Annotated in this window: 9 protein-coding genes; 3 read left to right on the top strand and 6 right to left on the bottom strand. The window is 55.2% G+C overall.

Annotated features, from left to right (window positions below; genetic code table 11):
* Positions 1-190 precede the first annotated feature (190 nt).
* Complete coding sequence (locus tag Pla52nx_RS10405; protein WP_146521627.1) at positions 191-2,224, bottom strand: hypothetical protein; 2,034 nt, start codon at positions 2,222-2,224, stop codon at positions 191-193.
* A 172-nt stretch (positions 2,225-2,396) separates the two neighbouring features.
* A complete protein-coding gene (gene hisA / locus Pla52nx_RS10410) occupies positions 2,397-3,131 on the bottom strand; it encodes a 1-(5-phosphoribosyl)-5-[(5-phosphoribosylamino)methylideneamino]imidazole-4-carboxamide isomerase (protein WP_146521628.1) in 735 nt (244 codons plus the stop codon).
* Positions 3,132-3,584: 453 nt separating this feature from the next.
* Here hisA and Pla52nx_RS10415 point away from each other — a divergent pair, with 453 nt between their 5' ends.
* Together Pla52nx_RS10415 and Pla52nx_RS10420 are read left to right on the top strand one after the other, a co-directional pair.
* On the top strand, positions 3,585-6,326 hold the full coding sequence (locus tag Pla52nx_RS10415; RefSeq protein WP_231742175.1) for a PSD1 and planctomycete cytochrome C domain-containing protein: 2,742 nt from the start codon (positions 3,585-3,587) through the stop codon (positions 6,324-6,326).
* Positions 6,327-6,575: 249 nt separating this feature from the next.
* Positions 6,576-7,949, top strand: a complete 1,374-nt coding sequence (locus tag Pla52nx_RS10420; protein WP_146521629.1) for a DUF1501 domain-containing protein — start codon at positions 6,576-6,578, stop codon at positions 7,947-7,949.
* Between the two features lie 542 nt (positions 7,950-8,491).
* On the opposite strand, the gene Pla52nx_RS10425 is transcribed toward Pla52nx_RS10420, so the two are convergent.
* Positions 8,492-13,429: a M56 family metallopeptidase gene (locus tag Pla52nx_RS10425; RefSeq protein WP_146521630.1), complete on the bottom strand. Its 4,938-nt coding sequence runs from the start codon at positions 13,427-13,429 to the stop codon at positions 8,492-8,494.
* A 4-nt stretch (positions 13,430-13,433) separates the two neighbouring features.
* Positions 13,434-13,865, bottom strand: coding sequence for a BlaI/MecI/CopY family transcriptional regulator (locus tag Pla52nx_RS10430; RefSeq protein ID WP_197454825.1), 432 nt, complete (start codon positions 13,863-13,865; stop codon positions 13,434-13,436).
* 251 nt (positions 13,866-14,116) lie between these two features.
* Between Pla52nx_RS10430 and Pla52nx_RS10435 the strand changes: the two genes are divergently transcribed.
* Entirely contained in the window at positions 14,117-14,488 is a 372-nt protein-coding gene (locus Pla52nx_RS10435) for a hypothetical protein (RefSeq protein ID WP_146521632.1), read from the top strand.
* Between the two features lie 171 nt (positions 14,489-14,659).
* Here Pla52nx_RS10435 and Pla52nx_RS10440 read toward each other — a convergent pair whose 3' ends face one another.
* Positions 14,660-15,610: a ribose-phosphate diphosphokinase gene (locus Pla52nx_RS10440; RefSeq protein ID WP_146521633.1), complete on the bottom strand. Its 951-nt coding sequence runs from the start codon at positions 15,608-15,610 to the stop codon at positions 14,660-14,662.
* Complete coding sequence (locus Pla52nx_RS10445) at positions 15,603-16,400, bottom strand: sugar phosphate nucleotidyltransferase (protein ID WP_146521634.1); 798 nt, start codon at positions 16,398-16,400, stop codon at positions 15,603-15,605. Before Pla52nx_RS10445 ends, Pla52nx_RS10440 begins: the two co-directional genes overlap by 8 nt.
* Between the last annotated feature and the right edge of the window lie 117 nt (positions 16,401-16,517).

Genomic DNA, 16,517 nt, shown 5'->3' on the forward strand with positions numbered 1-16,517 from the left:
TCAGGGTGCAATGGGCCAAATTCGGCTCAAGTTTTCGACCGATTCGGTCGACACGATCGCACCTTGCGAGATTTCCGGCCTTCACGTCAAGACGAATGGCAGAGAGAAGTGCTCGATTTTGCGCCGTACGTCAGGCTTTCTAGCCTGATATACCCTGGGGAGAGTGTCAGGCTGGAAAGCCTGACGTACTTTAGGGAGCGTCGCTGCCTGGCAGGTTCCATTTTTCGTCAAAGAATCCCTGAGCGGCGATGGCACCGGCGAAAATCGAGTCGTCTTTCTCCGTGACGTCCAGGACCGCCCAATCGGGCAGCATTGCGATCTGGCGTGAATTGCTGACATTAGAGAACTCTCGAAACGTCATCCCGCTGTTGATCACCAAGTACCGCTGGGGGTTCATCGGATTGGGGACACACATCACCGGCGCGTGGCGCACCGGATCAAACGTCTGACCTGCGATCTCCAACGTTTCACGCGTCCACTTCAGCGGCAACGCTTCGGCAACACTGAACAGAAACCGATTGCTCGATAAATCGCCAAAGCAAATCAGGTTGCACGTCGCGATTTGGTCTTCCGTCAAGTCGCTGTCCATGACGACTTGCACGTCCCCACGCATCAAACGCGACCAGCGTTCTTGGGCGTAGCGTGTTTCACGATCGATCCAGCGTTGCACCCGCCCGTGTCGGGCCGGCCGGCTGGGCAAGACAAAGACGAATCGGTCGCAGAACGCGTCGTCGATCGGGCCTTGCAGTCCAGGACGCTTGCGGATCTCATCCGACGCGCGTTCCTGTTGTGACCACTTTCCGTCAGTTTCCAAAACCAATCGACACTGGAATCCTTTGAGGTTCCCCGTGTCCTCCACCGTGTAGCTTTCGCCATCGATGTCGATATCAATGTCGCTTCGTTTTCCCGGCCAGCCGGTCTCAGAAAAATCCAGTTCGATGTGGGTGACGCCATCGGTCGTCAGCGAGATGGAGGTGTCGCCCGTGATCATGGCTTTCACGCGCGCCGCGGTCCAGTGTTCTCGCATGCCAGTGACACGCAGCCAGTCGGCTTTGCTGTATCGCAGGGTGTAGGTGATGAAGTCGATTTCCTTACGAGGCATCTCGATCGGCTCCTCCGCCCACTGTGCCAGTTGTTCGTCGATCACCTGTTGCGATTCCGGGTCGATCTTGTGTCCCATGCCGACGCCGATCACATAAGGCCAGACCATGCCCATCGTTTCGGCTACTTCGTTAACCCGATCGGCAGCCTGTTTCTGCTTGTCGTTTTCGCCGCTGTATGGGATCACGTGCGTGTTTTGCAAGTTGGCCACCCAAGGCAAAACGTCGTACCACTTCAGCAGTTTTTCCCGAACGGGATCCATGGGCAGTGGCGTCGTCTCCGTCCATCCTTGATAGACCAACGTGTCAACGAAACCAGCACCGGGATTGGCGGCAAACCAGCGGGTCGAATCGTGGACCGCCAAATGCCAACAACCCGCGCCGCCCATCGAGAAACCGCGAATCGAAATTAGGTTTGGATTGACGCTCACCAACTTGCTCACTTGAGCGATCGATTCATAGACGTCGGTCTCGCCCGCAAACTTGAACGCATTGCAGTGACGGCCGAAGGGATGCAGGACGATGGTGTTCTCGGGCGTGTACTGACCCGGCTTGGTCATCCGCTCGGTCAGGAAGGGGATCTCTGTTTTGGTGTCACCGCGTCCGTGTAGCCAAACGTCGAGTCGATACGTCAGTTTCGAGCGATCAAAGCCGGCAGGGATCACGAGCCCGTAGGGTTGCACGGAATCGTCGATGTTAGAAACGAATCCACCGACGAGCATTTGAGGTTCATCTTGCTTTTCCTCTGCAAGTCCTATCAAAGCCAAACCACGTTTGCCTTCTTTCGCCGCCGCGATCCGGCGTTCGGCTTCGTCCAGCAATTTCTCCGCCGCCTGTGTCTCGTTGGCTTTGAAGAACAGGTTTTGTGTCACCGCAAGATGGACGGCACGCAGCAGCACATCCACGTCACTTCGCCACTCGAGCGAATCGTTGGAGTCCGCGATTGCCGCAGCAAGCGATTCGTTGATCGACTCAACCCGATCGGTCAAACGCTGCAGAACTTCGGCATCGATCTCGATTCCGTCGGGCGGCAGTTTCTTGAAGGCCTGTTCTTGCGCGATACCGTTTGCCGACAGCAGCAATCCCAGACAAGTGAAAACGGTAGATCGCAGCAATGGCAACATGAATGCCCTGCAACTCGCTGGTGTCTGCCTGCAACTCGCTGGCATATGCGTGCAACGCGTTGGCGTCTGCGTCGGATCGTATTGTGTTTTCATCATGATGAGTCGACATTTTCGAGGGTGGAAAGCCGACGAGTTGGAACCGTTATTCGGGAACCAAAATCCCGCAATGCATCTAGGATGCCAAGTCGCCGGCGACGTCGAGTACGTCCTTCAGTTTCATGACCCCATCATAGATGGATCGTCCGACGATTGCGGCAGGCATCTTCATTTCCACCAATTGTCGCACGTCATCGAGGGTCGTCACTCCGCCGCTGGCGACCAGGGGAATGTCTGTCGCAGCGGCCATCGCGGCCAAACCTTCGAAATTCGGCCCGCTCATCATCCCGTCTTTCGCGATATCGGTGTAGATCACGGCGGCGATATTGGACGTCCGCTGCCGCAGATTCCGGGCCAGGTCGATCGCCGGGGTGCTGCTGGTTTCCAACCATCCGTCGGTCGCGACCATGCCGTCGCGTGCATCGATGCCGGCGGCCAATCGACCGGGAAAGCGATCGCACATTTCCGCAAACCAGTCGGGGCGTTTCAGCGCCGCCGATCCCACGACCAAACGATTCAGGCCCAGATCGAGCAAGATCTCAATCGCTGCTTCGTCGCGTACGCCGCCGCCCATTTGACAGGTCAGCCCGGTGGCCTCGACGATTCGTCTGACGGCCTCTCGATTGGCGGTGGGATCGTCTCCCTTGGCCGCATCGAGGTCGACCAAGTGCAACCGTCGGGTCCCGGCGGCTTGCCAACGCAGGGCGAACTCGACCGGGTCGTCACCAAAGACGGTTTCGCGGTTGTAGTCACCTTGTTTCAGTCGGACGGGTTTTCCGTGTCGCAGATCGATGGCGGGCCAAATATCCATGGCGCAATGAGCGGGGAAAGAGAAGTCAAACAGAGGAAGCAAACAGTGCCAGAAGGATACCCCCGCACGCCATCCCCCGTAAGGGTCGTGAAGCCAATGAAACATTTCTTGGATTTTTGACCAGCAATGATTGCCCAATGAATTGCGGTGCACGCCTTCGATCGGGAAGATCGAGCGACTGTCGCTCGACGTTCCACGTCGTTGGCGGACGGAACTGTTTCGCCTGACAATGTCATACGTGTTCCCGGCAAATTCCGCCATCATCTCACAGGTCGACAACGCTTCTCACGCCACGAAACAGACCACCGGCGATCCATTCCCGCGGGTTTCACCGGGTTCCCAAGGGTTCTCCCACAACGACGTCGTCCATTTGGCATACAATGGTCCCTGCTGCTTGAGCTCTCCCCCCTCCCTCCCGCTCCCCCACGCAGTTTCTCAAGGAATGTTGTGTCCGTGCGTCCATTTCATTTCTCGATCCTGTCCATTCTGGGACTCGTGATTTTCGGTCCCGCCAGCCATGTCCACGCAGGCGATTCCCACTCCGGCGACGACGCCGAGAAAGCGGTGTTCTTTCGTGGACTGAATTTGAACGGTCCCGCCGTCGTGATCGACGGCTACCAATGGGACGGCAAAGACTCCAAGGACTACGTCTGCAAAGACAGTGCATTCGAAGCCCAGCAGGTCAAACTGATTCCTTCGACCGATGCCCAGCGCGCGAAGATGATTCGCAGCAGCCGTTGGAATGGAAATCGTGTTCTGCTCAAGAACATTCCCAAGGCAACGATGACGGTTTTTTTGTATGTCTGGGAGGACAACAATCCCGAGACCTATGAGATTCACCTCAATGGCAAGATGGTCGTGTCGCAATTCAATAGTGGCACGACCGGCCAGTGGCAACGGCTGGGGCCTTGGTACGTCGATGTCGACAAGCAGGCGATCGAAATCACGAGCAAAGGAGGCGCGGCGAACTTTTCCGGGATCGAAATCTGGCGTGGCAAACATGACGGAAACAATGATCCGCCGATCACGGATGAACAATTGGCGTTCTTTGAGCAAAGCGTGCGTCCGTTGTTGGCGAAGCATTGTTATGAATGCCACAGCAGTCAGAGCGAAGAGCTGCAAGGCGGCTTGCTTGTCGATTCACGCCCCACCTTGCGTCGCGGTGGCGACAATGGTCCGGCAATCGTCCCCGGCGATGCGGACCACAGTTTGTTGATCCGAGCTGTCCGATACGAGCCCGGGATGGAGATGCCGCCGGATGAAAAGCTCTCTGATGCCGAGATCGATGTCTTGCAGCGTTGGGTCAACATGGGTGCCCCGGACCCGCGAACCGAGGCGACTCGATATGTTCGAAGGAAGTTCGATGTCGACAAAGCACGTCAGTTCTGGTCGCTGCGTCCGTTGACCGATCCAACCGTTCCGCAACCAAAGGATCAAACGTGGTCTCGCAACGAAATCGATCGATTCATCGCCGTCGAGCGTGAACAAGCTAAATTGCAGCCGGTGGCCGATGCTGACAAGCACACCCTGATTCGACGCGCGACGTACGATTTGATCGGTCTGCCTCCTTCGCCGGATGAGGAACGTGCGTTTGCCGATGACGATTCCCCAGACGCTTTCGCCAAAGTGATCGACCGCTTGCTGGATTCACCCCACTACGGAGAGCGTTGGGGACGCCACTGGATGGATCTGGTCCGTTACGCCGATACAGCAGGCGACAACTCGGACTATCCGATTCCGCAAGCCTACTTGTATCGCAACTACATCATCGATTCGATCAACGCCGACAAACCCTACGATCAGTTTTTGCGTGAGCAGATCGCGGGCGACTTGCTGCCCGCCGAAACGGACGAACAACGAAACGAACAGACGATCGCAACAGGATATCTCGCAATCTCCCGACGATTCGGTTCGGTGATCGACAATTATCCACAGCATTTGACCATCGAGGATTCCTTGGACAACATCGGTCGAACGATGTTGGCAATGACGATCACTTGCGCTCGATGCCACGACCACAAATTTGATCCGATCTCTCAAGACGACTACTACGGCCTGTACGGCATCTTTCAAAGCACGCAGTATCCGTTCCCAGGAATCGAACTGGACAAAAAGCCGCGAGACTTTGTGCCATTGGTGGAAAATGGGCGACCGAGTGACAAGCTCGTTTACGCGATGGCGGAAGGCTCGGTGGAGGACGCTGCCGTGCATCTACGCGGTGATCCAGACAAGACAGGCGACGTCGTCCCAAGAAGGTTTCTCGAGGTATTGGGCGGACAATTGCTCAACGGTGATGAGCTGAAACAGAGCGGTCGATTGCAATTGGCGAACTGGCTGACGGCACCGGAAAATCCGTTGACCGCTCGGGTGATGGTCAACCGAATGTGGCAATATCATTTCGGCAGCGGGCTGGTCAAAACATCCAACGATTTTGGGATCCGGGGCACACCGCCCACGCATCCCGAGTTGCTCGACTGGCTGGCCTCTCGCTTCATCGACGATGGTTGGTCGATGAAGAAGATGCACCGGCGAATGATGCTCTCCCGGACTTATCAACTGAGCTCCCGAGGAGCGTCCAACACAGCCGCCACCCGGCAGGACCCGAACAACGATTTGCGTTGGCGTTTCGACCGTCAACAGCTCGATGCGGAGTCTTTGCGAGACACGATGATGCTGCTCAGCGGCGAACTTGAATTGCAGATGCCGCGCACCCCGCATCCGTTTCCGCCGACGGAAAAGTGGCAGTTCACTCAGCACCATCCCTTTCGTGACAGCTACGACTCCAACAAACGTAGCGTCTACCTGATGATGGCTCGATTGAACGCCCGGCCGTTTTTCACGACCTTTGACGGAGCCGACCAAAACGCTTGCACCGCTGTTCGTGACAGCAGTGTGACCACCCTGCAATCGCTGTACTTGATGAACGACGAATTTGTGCACGATCAAGCCGGCAAGATTGCATCGAGACTGTTGGAAAGCAGCGACGACCGCGACGAGCGTTTAACATACGCGTTTGAATTGACGTTCGGTCGGCCACCCCGGTCGTCCGAACGACAAAACGCATCGGAGTGGTTGTCGTCAATCGACGAAGTGTTTGCCAGTGGAAAGGTTTCGCCTGAAAAACGCGAATCCGAAATCTGGACCGCGTTGGTTCGGTCGCTGCTGAGAACGAACGAGTTTTTGTATGTTGATTGATCAAGCCAAGCCCACCGCCATCTAAGGAATAACGATACAAATTCTGGCGAATCTGGTAGTGGCATTCGCCAGAATTCCTTTCGAATAGGATTTCTGGAGAAATCCATTACACCGGCAATTGAGCATGGGATTTCTAACAAAATCCACTACACCGACAGCAACAGGATTTCTGGCGAAATCCATTACACCGACGGTTGAGCATCACAAAACATCCCCCCTTTCCTTTCGGCAGGCCCACGAGCCCACACGATGAATCCTTTGCGAATCAACCGACGTCATTCGATCCGATCCATGGTCGGCGGGTCGATCCTGTTGCCAGCGATTCTGTCAGAGCTGTCGGCGGCAGAACAGTCTGCGGATCAAACTGCGAATCCATCTCTCGGTCCACTGGCTCCTAAACCGTCGCATTTTCCGGCGAAGGCAAAACGAGTGATCATGGTGTTTGCCACCGGAGGTGTATCGCATATCGACACCTTTGACCCCAAGTCATCCGCCAACGGTCGAGACGGCAAAGGCAAAGACAAATTGATGGGCAGCGTCTTTCCATCGAGCGTGAACAAGAAATGCGGAACGGAGGTGAGCGACCTGTTTCCCCATCTCCGCGACAGCATGGAAGACATCTGTGTGATCCGATCGATGAAGTCGGCTCACTTTGACCACACGGAAGCGGCCGTGGGGATGCACACCGGCTCGGCAACCTTCACTCGTCCCAGCATGGGATCATGGCTCAGCTACGGGCTTGGGACGGTCAACCAGAACCTGCCGTCTTTCATCGTCATCGCGCCGCACCTGCCGTACGGTGGGACACAAGTTTACGCGAGTGATTTTTTGCCCGCGTACCACCAGGGCACGCGTGTGATTCCCGGTCCCGATCCGATCGCCAATTTGACACCGCGAACGATTGGGCAACGGGTCCAGCAGTTGGAGTTGGACCTCGTGGATCAGCTCAACCGAGAGCACTTGCGAGGCCGCGACGACGATTCACGCTTGGCCGCTCGCATGAAAAGTTACGAGACAGCATTTCAGATGCAGACGGCGGGCCCCGAAGCGTTCGACGTGCAGCAGGAGGACGACAAGACACTTACAATGTACGGGTTGGATCGCGGCGACACCAAATCCTTTGCGTGGCAGTGCATCGTCGCACGCCGGTTGGCCGAGCGAGGTGTTCGGTTCATTGAACTGGTCGACACTGGATCGCGACCGAACTGGGACGCCCACGGCGACATGAAAGAGCACGAGCCGTTGGCGAAAGCGTCCGACCAACCGCTGGCTGCGTTGATCGCCGATCTGAAGCAACGCGGCATGCTGGAAGAAACGCTGATCGTTTGGGCAACGGAATTCGGTCGCACGCCCACCAAAGAAGGCAAGTTCGGACGTGGCCACCACGGCGATTGCTTTTCCATCTGGCTGGCCGGCGGCGGAGTTAAAGGTGGAATCGTTCACGGAGAAACCGACGACATCGGCAAAGCGATCGTTCGCGATCAAGTCGACGTGCATGATTTGCATGCCACGATCTTGAACCAAATGGGAATCGATCACACCCGTTTGACCTACCGCCACGCCGGCCGCGATTTCCGCCTGACCGATGTCCACGGACGCGTCGTCAAAGAAATCCTCGCATAGCTCTGGCGTACGTCAACCTTTCCAGGCCAGGGCTTTTAACATCTACGTAAACATCCTGCTCGGAACAGGAAATGTATTGCTGACGTCTTTGTTTACCTATCAGTATGGATACTGATTCGTGAGAGCGAAACTGGATCCCGCAAGGGATCGCAGAAGGTAGCCACGGGTCGCCGAAGGCGCACCCGTGGTATGCTTGGTCGCAGCGCATCACGGCGGAGCGTGATGCCTACACGAACAGAAAAGCGTTTGGATGGTCACTCATCCAAAACCCGCCAGCCTATCGCGTGAGTCAATATTTTTACGGTGGTCACATACTTTCTTTCGCGTCCCTAGATTTGCCTACTTCGGCATGTTTGCAACTCTTGTGTAGCAGGGAAACCCAGTGTGCGTCATGGTTTCACACTCAGTGCAAAGATGTTAGAAGCCCTGGCCTGGAAAGGCTGACACTGGGCCGCCAGAAGCTCGAGTGTGCCCCCTCATCCTCGGCTCCGCCCCCTTTTTCATTCCGGTGTCGTCTGCCCAACCGTGGTACTACCGATTCTTCAATCGTCAAAAACAACGATCGGCCGGGCGCTCCAGAGGGACATGCCCTGAAGGTCTGTCGGTCCAGGAGGTTGCAAAGGTATGGAGCGGATCACGTTGCCGTCTAAGTCAAGTTCCTGAAATGCCACACCTGAGATGCTGAACATTGATTCCCCGCTTTGGAGGAGACCGCCTTGAGTGTTGGACTCAAATTCACGAACTATTCCCCCATCTGATGCAACCAATTCGATTCGCGTCCTTGGTTTCTGATCAGGTGTATCAGGGAATTGAATCATTTCCAGCCAAAGCGAGTCACCGACAAATTGAAGTCCAACCATCTGCTCTTTTGGAGGCTTGCTTGGATCATTCGAGTATTTCATCGTCCGCAGGCGGTGGATGCCCCTATCGTCACACCGACACAAACTGAACCTCAATCCTGCACCTTGATCTGGAATGTCGGCGACAACAAACCAGACGTTCCCGTTCTTGTCGAACACGAGACCCTCAATGCGAAAGGGAACAGGTGTTATCAGCCTGTGCGACAACTCCGTTCCCTCAGCGTTCAGTTTTACCAACGTCGCATTGGGAGTAAACGGCTTGTCGTGCCAAACGAACATTGCATCGTCTCGCTCGCTGTAGTCCATGCGTTTCGCAGCGTACGGTATCCGCCGACGCTCATTTCCATTCTTGTCCAGAATGACTGTGACACCAGTCGTTTGGAAGCCAGAAGCACACCACAAGTCTCCGGTTCGCTGGTTGATCGCTAAGTGTTCAACATGCGGTAGCGGGGTGCGAAATTGCAACTCTGCTCGGCGATTGAATGCTAAGACAGCGTCGGACGCTACTACAAAGACCATTTGTCGGTCGTGATCCATCGCGATCTTATGCCCCGAGGAAAACCTTGGGGTAGTGAAATCGGTTAGCGAGATTGAACGTAACAGGGAGCCATCTTTCCGATAAAAACTCAGGCTGTACGCCATTTGCCGGGCCTGACGGGGATGGGGATCTTGTGGTTTGGTTTGGCTCTCGATTCTCGCCATCATGGCGTCGGCGTCACCCTGAAAAGCTTCTTGTGAGGGAACCGACTCAGCGCCATTCAATGGTCCGCTTGAGAAATCGATTCCTGACGCGGTTGATGCGTCTGTCACCAATGACGTCAGCACTTTGTTGAGTTCATCAAGATCGCTGCCACGATAGACGATTTTTCCTTGAGGATTGATCAGGAGCCTTGTTGGAGCAGTGCCCGCTTCGTAATCCGACAAAATCCGATCTTTCGTGAACTGACTGCCCACGATCGGCCAATCCAACGACGACCAATTGCCAACGATATCACCACTGACATGTCCAAGAATTGCGACACTGAGGAACGCAACTCCTTTGGAATTCCAGTGAGCATGCATCGCTCGCAATCGAGTCAGTTGTTGTTGGTACAGTTCCGACTGGCTGGGGAAGAAATCGAGAAGTAGCCATTTCCCGGAATACTCTTTGGACGAAATCACTTTTCCGTCCGGTGTGAGCGAGACGAAAGGGAGAGCGTCATCGCCGGTGGTAGGGATGCGATTCCAAGACAAATTGAACTGCATTTCTCTCTGCGGGGCGTCGTCGTTTTTCAACTCGAACGTTTGATTGATTGTGTCGATCACGCGTCCGTTTCCGGAGTGACCCTTCGGGACCTTTGCCATCACGGGCAGACGGATCGAGTAAGTTCCAGCAGGCAGGTGTTCAACGATAAAACTGCCGTCGTCGTTGGCTTTGAATTGAGTCAAGCCAGAATCGCTTTGCAACATACCCGGCGCATCAAACGTGGGTTGACGAAGCCCTTGGGGATCTGGCCCCAAAATCACACGTCCGACGAGGCGAATCCCGCTTTCTTTGACAACAAGCTCATTGAACCCGTCCTTGATCTCAAATGAACGCTCTGTGGAAACGAATCCTGCTTGGTGACTACGTTTTCCGTCGTTTGAGATTTTTATGCTTACCGATCCGGGGACAACTCGGTTGAAGGTGGCTTCACCGTTCTCATTGGTCTGCTGGCGACGGTTTGATTGCAGGAGGGATGATGGGGCGTAGGCACGCCATTCATGTGATAGCGACACCTCCGCACCGGAAACGGGCTTTCCGTTTGCAAGAACTGAAACCTTGAGTTGAGCCCAAGGTCTCAATCGAATGATCTTTTCTTTTGGCAAATCGGCAACGAGAACCTGAGCATACCCCGAATCGTGTTCGATGCCCAAGGTTGCGTTGGCTGGCAATGGCGTTTTGGTGATGAATTCAAGTCGCCCCCGGTTATCGGTACGAGTTTCAAGCGTCTCGAATCCTCCCACGGTCCTGCCACCCCGCGACAAAGCATTAAATGGGTCGGCAGTGCTTGGGTCGATCAATACGACTTTTGCACCGGCAGCCAGCTTTCCGTTGGGATCCAATAGGCGTGCTCTGATGGTGTTCGTGGGTTCGGCCACCACTCGCGCAAGCTTTATATCGAAAGAATGTTGAAGCTCGTTGGGATCAAAAGGCTGTCGCCAGGTCTGGTAGCCGGCGGACTCGACCACGAGTACAGGTTTCTCGATTTCAAACCTGAGTTCGAATTCCAGCCGACCTCGTCGTGCGATCACCATCGCATCTGAACGCCGAACAACATCATCGTGCAGATTTGCATCGACAATTTTGGCGGTGAATTGATCGATCGGTTTTCCTGTCTGCTCGTCGGTGACGGTAGCTTTCAAGTGGGCGACCTCGTTTAACGTTACTGTCAATGGCACTTCCGGTTCAGCGATCATTTCGGTGCTGCGAAATCCATTGGCGCCGATGGAAACTTGCAGAGGATCGCTGCCTGCACCACTCCATCGAAACACTCCGGCATTGTCGGTTGCGCCGGTCCAAAGCGTGCCTCCAAGAACAGCATTTTCGTGAACTCTCACCCAGGCACCGACGATCGGATTTCCACGTTGATCCGACGTATGGATAGCGACTCTCCTGCCGGGTAACAGCTTGAACTCGACTTCCTGGTCATGTTGCGTCAATTCAACGAACTGTTTTTGCTTCACGTGTTCGGCGTCAAATGCATAGACGGTGATTGCTTGATTGGGCAGAGCATTTTGATGAAACCTGCCTTCTTCGTCGGTGAGCACGTGTGGGATGCTGCCTCGCCCCTTTGCCTGGAATCCAACCGTCGCCCCAGCTACCGCTTCTCCTTTTTTGTTCCTGACAATTCCGCGAATCGTTCGTCCTCGTTCAAGAATATATTCGCCCTCTGTTCCAGGGGTCACGGCGAACGTTTGATCGATAAAATCATCGTGCCGGATTGAGATCCGTGCATCGTCTGGGGCGGCGTCGATCAACCATGTACCGTCTGCTGCGGAACGTTCATTGAAAAAAGTTTGGATGAACGACGAGCCCGGCTGAATCTTCAATATCGATATCTTGGCGTCAGCAATCGGCTTGCCTTGTTCGTCTTGAACAGTGCCACCCACCAACGCACCACGGGCCAGTCGGACAACCATCTGTTGGGGCTGTTGATCGGGGGCGTACTCGACGCGTGGGATCGCCTCAGGCACATGGTCATTGCAGTAAACCGCTCCAAGGACGGAATACTTCGTCGCTGGTCGTTCGATGGAAAACTCCGCCAAGCCATCACCATTGGTGATCGCAATGATCGTACGAGTCATTGCATTATGGGAAAGTGTCATTTCGACGCGAGCGTCTGACAACGGCTGGTCGCTTGTGGAAACAACGCGTACGTTGATCGAGAGATTGGCATGGTTCGGTTCTTGGGCAATGATCCGGGGCACAATGGCAATGCCTGTCAGGCCGACGAAAACGGCGATCATCAGGATCGCGAACGCCAATAAACCATATGCCTTGCCGAGGGGTTTCGCGTGGATGCCACTGCCGATCATACGAAGACGTTTCATCACGTTTGGGGTGCGAGCCATTGCAAATCCGTCGGCGGCCACCGATCTGCGGTGACTGACTGTCAACGCCGCCCGCGCCAGGGTCCGCGAGTAGCCCTCACGATCTTGGAAAGCATCTGCGACGGCCAAATCGCAAACCATTTCACAAGCAATGCGATGTGATGACCTCAAGAACCAGACCAATGGATGCGGCCAGAACACACATCGCAACAAACGCATCACGGCGTCCCAGGAAAGATCCGCTCCGGCAATGTGGCCCAGTTCGTGTGCCAACTCAAATCGGAGATCCGGTGATTCATGTGTCTCACGCAACAGGATCGTTGGGCGTATTGTCCCGACCACACAAGGCGAATCCACCAGTTCTGTTGTTAGTAACCGTGGTAGACGTACCCCGAGTTGCTCACACAGATCACGCATCAGTGCAATGGTCTCCGCGTCTGCGGGACGACTGACGCGTATCAATCGTCTCGCCCTCGACACGCCCAGTATCCAACGAAACGACTCAATAAACAGACCCAAAATCCAAAGACTGAAAACGATCCACCCGATAGAAGGCAACGCTAGAACGCCAGGTCTCTCGTTTATCACTGGTTGGTTTTCAAGAGCATCGCTCCCTGCCGATACGACGTCGTTGCCCAAGCCTTCCTCCGCTGAGGGACTTTCATGCAGGGTGAATCCTTTCTCATCAAACGCAGGTAAGTCGTACATCGAACGCGTGGATGCAGGAGCACGACGTTGTGGCTTTACCGATTCCACCTCATTGGCAGCATCAGCGACGCTTGTAAGATTGCGATCAACCGACTCCACCGTGTTCGGAGTGTCTCGATCGGGCTCCATCCATGCCAATGACAGTTGATTGATGGGTGGAAAAAGCGTTGCGAGCGTCAACGCAATGATGGCGATTGCAACGACACGATAGGCCCACACTCGCCAACGTGGATTGATGTTCCGTAGCAAAAATGCAAAGAGAGGAACGGTAAACAAAACCAGCGATAATTTGGCAATCCACCACGCATAGGCTTGGTTCTCATAGAGAAAATCAAACATCGTTTCACCCCTTCTTTTTGGTTTTGATGTTCCTGGCTGTTCTCTTCGATCCTTTTGACTTGGAATCACTTGGCATTGATTCTTGACTTCCGAGTCCAGCAGCGTCTCTTAGTTCCGCCAAATCTTGTTCTGTAAGACTTTCTTGCTCCGCAAGGTTCATCATCAATGAACGCAGAGAACCATCGCAGAATGCGTCGGCGAGTTCCCGCACCATTTCGTGAAACGCTCGACGCTTGGGCGTGGTCGCTTTGTACCGAAATGCTTTGCCATCACGTCTTCGAGTGACGTGACCCTTCTCGACCAGAATCGTCAGGTAGCTGCGAAGTGCTGGGTCTTTAATTGGGGCACCGTAGAACTCTTGTAGCTCAGGCGGAGAAAGCTCGCCGTGTTCCCACAGCAATTTCATCACTCGGAGCTCCCCTGGTGTGAAACGCATCACGTCCTCCTGCAAGTGGCGATCGCATTTTGTGCAGATAAGTCTGCACAAAGAAGGTATGAGATCGACACGGGGGATGCAAGACATTGGTGCAGATTATTCTGCACATTTACTGTTGCCGCTGTATCGGCGATGACAACGCGACGTTGTGTGGAGATTTCGGTTTTCCGGCTGGGCGGATAACTTGAGCAGGCTGCTTTCAAAGGGCAGCGAGGCAGGGTGCCGCATTCGACGTTGAAAGCTACAACGAAATGATGGGGAACCTCGCGATGGAGGCGCAGAGCATTTTGACGCCAGAGCAATCAGAGAAACTCTCCAGAAGAGTGAAGCTCAAGGGGCTGAAGCAAAAATTTGGCGACGAGTTTGCAATGATCAACGGCTTGGCCGAGGACTTCGATTTGAACGAAAACCAAACCAAAGCGCTGCGAGAAACGATCGCCGAAGTCGAAAAAAAGTTTTACGACAAAATACAGGAGTTGAAGAAGACATCGATGCAAGAGATCATCAACGAATTACCAGCCAAACATTGCAAGGAAGCCGAAGACGCTGTCCGAGAGTTTTTGGAGGAAGACCGCAGGCCGAAGCAGAACCGTTTCAACTCCATCATCCAAGTTGGCAGATGATGCAGTTGTCCGGCAAGTAGTCCCCCTCACCCCCTGCCCCTCTCCCCCAAGCTTTTCGCGACGAAGTCTTGGATAATGGCAGAGCCGTGCGCGCGAAAGCCTTGGGGGAGAGGGGAGCCATTTTCAGCTTGCGTACCGAAGCCACATCGTTGATATCAGCAACCAATTCATTCACCGTTCGCGGAACAGTTCGCTGATGGATTGGTCGTGGTGGATACGCTTGATCGCTTCGGCCAGCAGCGGGGCGACGGTCAGTTGCACCATGTTGGGCAGCATTTTGTCGGCGGGAATCGGGATCGAATCGGTGATTGTGATGGAATCGATCGGTGCGTCACGCAATCGTTCGATCGCGGGGCCGCAGAGGACGCCGTGGGTGCAGGCGATGTGGATCTCCGCTGCCCCGGCGGCGTGCACCAAATTCGCGGCACCGCAGATCGATCCGGCGGTGCTGATCATGTCATCGAACATCAAGGCGATCTTGCCCTCGACCGGGCCACCGATGATTGTGCTCTGTCGTACTTCCAGTGCGCTGGTTCGCCGCTTGTCGACGATCGCGAGTTGCCCACCGAGTCGCTTGGCGTGACCAACGGCGCGTTTGATGCTTCCTTCGTCGGGACTGACGACGACGATTCGGTCGTCGGTCATGTTGCGGTTGCTGAAGTGTTCGTTCAGCACGGGGGCGGCATACAAGTGATCGACCGGCACGTCAAAGAAACCTTGGATCTGTGCCGCGTGCAAGTCCATCGTCAAGACGCGATCGGCGCCGGCGCGGGCGATCAAGTTCGCGACCAGCTTCGCAGTGATCGGCACACGGCCTTCGTCTTTGCGGTCCTGGCGTGCGTAACCGTAGTAGGGGATCACTGCAGTCACGCGTTCGGCGCTGGCGCGTTTGCAGCAGTCGATCATCGTCAACAACTCGATCAAGTTGTCATTGACGGGTGGACAAGTTGGTTGCACGAGAAAAATATCGCGACCGCGGACGTCTTCGTCCAGCTTGCAATAGTTTTCGCCGTCGGGGAACTTGCCCAACGAGATCGCAGCCGGTTCCAAATGCAGATGCCTGCAGATTCGGGCCGTCAGCTCGGGATTCGCACGTCCGCTAAAGATTTTCAGTTCACGCATATCCCATCGCTCGCATTTTTTCATCCACGAGCTGTAACTCGTCGGGATTGTTGATCGATAACGACTCGCACGGCTGCAGCGCGGGCAACGCTTCGACACGATGCCCCGACTCCCGCAGCAATTTCGCGCAGTCGGTCAAGTAATACTCGCCCTGAGCATTGTCATTGCTCATTTGGCTCAGAGCGCTGAGCAACTGGGGCGTTTGAAACAAATAAGTGCTCATGTTGACTTCGTTGATCCGCAACTGCTCCTCGCTCGCGTCCTTGTGCTCAACGATGCCCATGAAATTACCGTCGGCGTCGCGAACGATGCGTCCCAAGCCCGTCGGATCGTCCTTCCTCAGCGTGCCGAGCAACAACGCGGGCTGATGTTCCCGAAAATGAGCAAGCAGCGTTTGCAGGCTGGTCGGTTGGATCAGCGGCGAGTCTCCTGCAACGACGATCGTCGGACCTTGTTGGCCGGTCAAGTGCTCGCGGCAGACGGCCACGGCGTGACCGGTGCCGAGCTGCTCGGCTTGCAAGACAAACGTGATGTCACCGTTTCGCTTGGCCAATTCAGCTTTCACCGCGTCGGCTTCGTAGCCCACGACGACCAAATGACGGTGAATCCCGGCTTTCTCCAACGCATCGAGAACGAAATGGATCATCGGACGACCGACGACCGGGCAGAGCACCTTCGGCAACGCGCTGTTCATACGCGTTCCCTTTCCGGCGGCCAGAATCACGGCGCAGGGCTCCGCGCCGGGCACTGGGTTTTGCTGCGATTCGGTTTCAGTTGCAGACTCAGGCATCAATCGCTGACTCCGGGGGGACAAATCGAGGAAAGATTCGCGGATGATCATTCAGAGGTCCGCGAAGGCGGCATGTTCGCTTTTGATCCCCTTGGAAACAACCGCACAGCCAGCCAT

The sequence above is a fragment of the Stieleria varia genome (assembly GCF_038443385.1).
GTDB lineage: Bacteria > Planctomycetota > Planctomycetia > Pirellulales > Pirellulaceae > Stieleria > Stieleria varia.

Bases quoted from the DNA above. Each gene is read 5' to 3' on its own strand.
- Pla52nx_RS10405 (WP_146521627.1), bottom strand. From the start codon at position 2,224: ATGTTGCCATTGCTGCGATCTACCGTTTTCACTTGTCTGGGATTGCTG.
- hisA (WP_146521628.1), bottom strand. From the start codon at position 3,131: ATGGATATTTGGCCCGCCATCGATCTGCGACACGGAAAACCCGTCCGA.
- Pla52nx_RS10420 (WP_146521629.1), top strand. From the start codon at position 6,576: ATGAATCCTTTGCGAATCAACCGACGTCATTCGATCCGATCCATGGTC.
- Pla52nx_RS10425 (WP_146521630.1), bottom strand. From the start codon at position 13,429: ATGTTTGATTTTCTCTATGAGAACCAAGCCTATGCGTGGTGGATTGCC.
- Pla52nx_RS10430 (WP_197454825.1), bottom strand. From the start codon at position 13,865: ATGCGTTTCACACCAGGGGAGCTCCGAGTGATGAAATTGCTGTGGGAA.
- Pla52nx_RS10435 (WP_146521632.1), top strand. From the start codon at position 14,117: ATGATGGGGAACCTCGCGATGGAGGCGCAGAGCATTTTGACGCCAGAG.
- Pla52nx_RS10440 (WP_146521633.1), bottom strand. From the start codon at position 15,610: ATGCGTGAACTGAAAATCTTTAGCGGACGTGCGAATCCCGAGCTGACG.
- Pla52nx_RS10445 (WP_146521634.1), bottom strand. From the start codon at position 16,400: ATGCCTGAGTCTGCAACTGAAACCGAATCGCAGCAAAACCCAGTGCCC.